The sequence below is a fragment of the Mesorhizobium sp. M7A.F.Ca.CA.004.04.2.1 genome (assembly GCF_004022825.1).
In the GTDB taxonomy this organism is placed as follows: Bacteria; Pseudomonadota; Alphaproteobacteria; order Rhizobiales; family Rhizobiaceae; genus Mesorhizobium.
Genome location: NZ_RZPH01000609.1, coordinates 1 through 3,737, shown reverse-complemented (window position 1 = coordinate 3,737; position 3,737 = coordinate 1). Strand labels below are relative to the sequence as shown.

Sequence of the window (3,737 nt, the reverse complement as noted above, 5' to 3'; positions counted from 1 at the left end):
GATGTGACCGGCCTCGGCCGCGCCATCATCGTCAACCTGCAGAATCTCGGCTCGGGCCGGCGTCAGGTCGGCGCCTCGACGATCACCCAGCAGGTGGCGAAGAACTTCCTGTTGTCCTCGGACCAGACCTACGAGCGCAAGATCAAGGAGATGATCCTCGCCTTCCGCATCGAGCAGGCCTATCCCAAGGATCGCATTCTCGAGCTCTACCTCAACGAAATCTTCTTCGGCTTCGGCGCCTATGGCGTCGCCGGTGCGGCGCTGACCTATTTCGACAAGTCGGTCAACGAACTGTCCGTGGCAGAGGCCGCCTACCTGGCTTCCCTGCCCAAGGGGCCGAACAACTACCACCCTTTCAAGCATGCCGATCGCGCGATCGAGCGTCGCAACTGGGTCATCGACCAGATGGTCGAGAACGGCTACGTCACGCGTGAGGAAGGCAACAAGGCCAAGGCCGAGCCGCTGGGCGTGACGCCGCGCCGCAGCGGCACCTATCTGTTCGCCGGCGAGTACTTTACCGAAGAGGTGCGCCGCCAGATCATCGCCCGCTACGGCGAGAACGCGCTTTACGAAGGCGGCCTCTCCGTCCGCACCACGCTCGATCCGAAGATACAGCTCATTGCCCGCAAATCGATGCAGAACGGGTTGATGAAATACGACACGCTGCGCGGTTATCGCGGGCCGGTAACATCGATCGACGTGTCGGGCGACTGGGGCGTGCCGCTTGGCGCCGTCAAGGGGCTGGAGGATGTTCCCGAATGGTCGCTCGCCGTCGTGCTCGACAGTTCGGCGACCGGGCTGTCGATCGGCCTGCAGCCCGCACGGCAGGCGTCGGGCGAGATCGTCAAGGAGCGCGTCGAAGGCACCGTCAGCAAGGAGGACATGGGTTTTGCCATGCGCCATGTGGTTGCCGGCAAGACCGTCAAGGCCAAGTCGCCGGCGGAGGTGCTGAAGCCGGGCGACGTCATCTTCGTGCAGAAAAACGATGGTGCCGATGGCGCCTACAGCCTGCGCCAGGTGCCCGAAGTGGAAGGCGGCCTGATCGCCATGGACCCGCACACCGGCCGCGTGCTGGCCATGGTCGGCGGCTTCTCCTATGCGCAGTCCGAATTCAACCGCGCCACGCAAGCCATGCGCCAGCCGGGCTCCTCGTTCAAGCCGATCGTCTATTCGGCCGCACTCGACAATGGCTATACGCCGGCCTCGGTGATCATGGACGGGCCGATCACGATCCAGAGCGGCAACACGAGCTGGACGCCGAAGAATTACGACGGCACCGTTGCCGGTCCGGCGACCCTGCGCTCCGGCATCGAGAAGTCGCGCAACCTGATGACGGTGCGGCTTGCCAATGACATGGGGATGAAGCTGGTCGTCGAATATGCCGAGCGCTTCGGTGTCTACGACCATCTGGCACCCTATCTACCGATGGCGCTGGGTTCCGGCGAAACCACCGTGATGCGCATGGTGTCGGCCTATTCGATCATGGCCAATGGCGGCAAGTCGATCAAACCGTCGCTCATCGACCGCATCCAGGACCGCTACGGCAAGACGGTGTTCAAGCAGGACGAACGTGGCTGCCAGGGCTGCAATGCGCCCGAATGGCAGAACCAGCCGGAGCCGGAACTCGTCGACAATTCCGAGCAGGTGCTCGATCCGATGACGGCCTACCAGATCACCTCGATGATGGAAGGTGTCGTGCAACGCGGCACCGGCGCCACCATCAGTGAACTCGGCCGTCACATCGCTGGCAAGACTGGAACGACCAACGACGAAAAGGACGCCTGGTTCATCGGTTACACGCCCAACCTCGTCGTCGGCCTCTACATGGGCTACGACACGCCGCGCGGCCTTGGCCATGGCGCCACCGGTGGCGGCCTCGCAGCCCCGATCTTCAAGGACTTCATGCGGGTGGCGCTGGACGGCACGCCCAATGTCGATTTCAAGGTGCCCGAAGGCATGAACCTGGTCGCCATCAACCGCAAGACCGGCATGCGTGCCGCATCGGGCGATCCGGGCACCATCATCGAAGCCTTCAAGCCGGGTACCGGTCCCGCCGACAGCTATTGGGTCATCGGCATGGGCGCCGACGGCTCCAATGCCACCGGTGGCGCGTTGTCACCGCAGGCCAACCAGGCCATCCAGTCCGGCGGCGGCGGCCTCTACTGACGATTTTCATGAGCGGATGGGCTGGCCTTGGCGCCAGCCCATTTTGCTTTACAGCCGGCGGCGGCCTGCCTATGTATCGCGCCGACCGACTTCAGCAAACAGGACAGAACAGCCAGCCATGCGCGCGGAAACGCAGAATATTGTCGACGAGATCAGGCAGGCGATAACCCTGCTGAGGAGGCATCTTTGACTGGGATCAGGCCATAAAGCGGCTTGAATACCTTAATGTGCGCGCCGAGGACGCCAGCCTCTGGAACGAGCCGCTGGAAGCGCAGAAGCTGATGCGCGAGCGCCAGGGCCTGGAAGAGGGCATCGCCTCGGTGAAAGGTCTGACGCAGGCGCTGGAAGACAATATCGGCCTGATCGAGCTCGGCGAGGAAGAGCGCGACGAGGGGGTCATTGCCGAGGCCGAAGCCGCGATCCGCTCGATGCAAGGCGAAGCGAAGGCCCGCCAGGTCGAGACGTTGCTGTCGGGTGAAGCAGATTCCAACGACACCTATCTCGAAATCCATGCCGGTGCCGGCGGCACCGAAAGCCAGGACTGGGCCTCGATGCTGCTGCGCATGTACACGCGCTGGGCCGAGCGTCGTCGCTTCAAGGTCGAAGTGCTGGAAATGCATGACGGCGAAGAGGCCGGCATCAAGTCGGCCACGTTGATGATCAAAGGCCACAATGCCTATGGCTGGATGAAGACGGAATCGGGCGTTCATCGCCTGGTGCGTATTTCGCCCTATGACAGCAATGCGCGCCGGCATACGTCCTTCGCCAGCGTCTGGGTCTATCCGGTCATCGACGACACGATCGAGATCGACGTCTCGGAATCGGATGTCCGCATCGATACTTATCGCTCGTCCGGCTCGGGCGGCCAGCACGTCAACACCACCGATTCGGCGGTGCGCATCACGCATCTGGCCACCGGCATTGCGGTCGCCTGCCAAGCCGAACGTTCGCAGCACAAGAACAAGGCCAAGGCCTGGGAGATGCTGCGCTCGCGCCTTTACGAGGAAGAGCTGAAGAAGCGCGAGGCAGTTGCAAACGCCACCGAAGCGTCGAAGAGTGATATAGGCTGGGGTCACCAGATACGCTCCTATGTGCTGCAGCCCTACCAGCTGGTGAAGGATCTCCGCACCGGCGTCGAGAGCACCAGCCCGTCGAGCGTGCTCGATGGCGACCTCGACGATTTCATGGAAGCCTCGTTGTCGCAGCGCATCGAAGGCGGTGCGGGCGAAGCCGTAGCAGACCTGGATTAGGATATGTCCATGTTCAGGTGAGGCTAGCCTGACCTCAATCTGAACATACCCCTGCGCACCACAGCGACGGAGGAGTGGGTTGCCGAGCAAGCTCACCGGAAAGTGCTTCTGCGGCGCGGTTCACTACGAGGTCGCCGACGAATTCCTCTATGCCGCGAATTGCCATTGTTCGAACTGCCGGCGCACCACCGGTTCGGCCTTCAAGCCTTTCGCCGGTATCGAGCGTGAAAAGCTTGTCCTCACCGAAGGCGGGGACAAGCTCCTGATCTTTGGCGACGAAAGCGGCCATAACGCGCATTGCGGCCGGTGCGGCTCCTTGCT

3 protein-coding genes are annotated in these 3,737 nt (G+C 62.7%); all 3 read left to right on the top strand.

The features are described 5' to 3' along the window. Positions 1-2,166: penicillin-binding protein 1A (locus EN893_RS23655; protein ID WP_164901049.1), on the top strand; the 2,166-nt coding region annotated here is incomplete at its 5' end. A gap of 118 nt (positions 2,167-2,284) precedes the next feature. Beyond that, positions 2,285-3,416 (top strand): peptide chain release factor 2 gene (gene prfB / locus EN893_RS23650; protein WP_127272597.1). Its coding sequence is split into 2 segments (ribosomal slippage): positions 2,285-2,350 and positions 2,352-3,416, totalling 1,131 coding nucleotides; the frame shifts between segments, so codons are not numbered across the junction. A gap of 79 nt (positions 3,417-3,495) precedes the next feature. Beyond that, a partial coding sequence (locus tag EN893_RS23645) for a GFA family protein (protein WP_206640160.1) occupies positions 3,496-3,737 on the top strand: 242 nt, incomplete at its 3' end.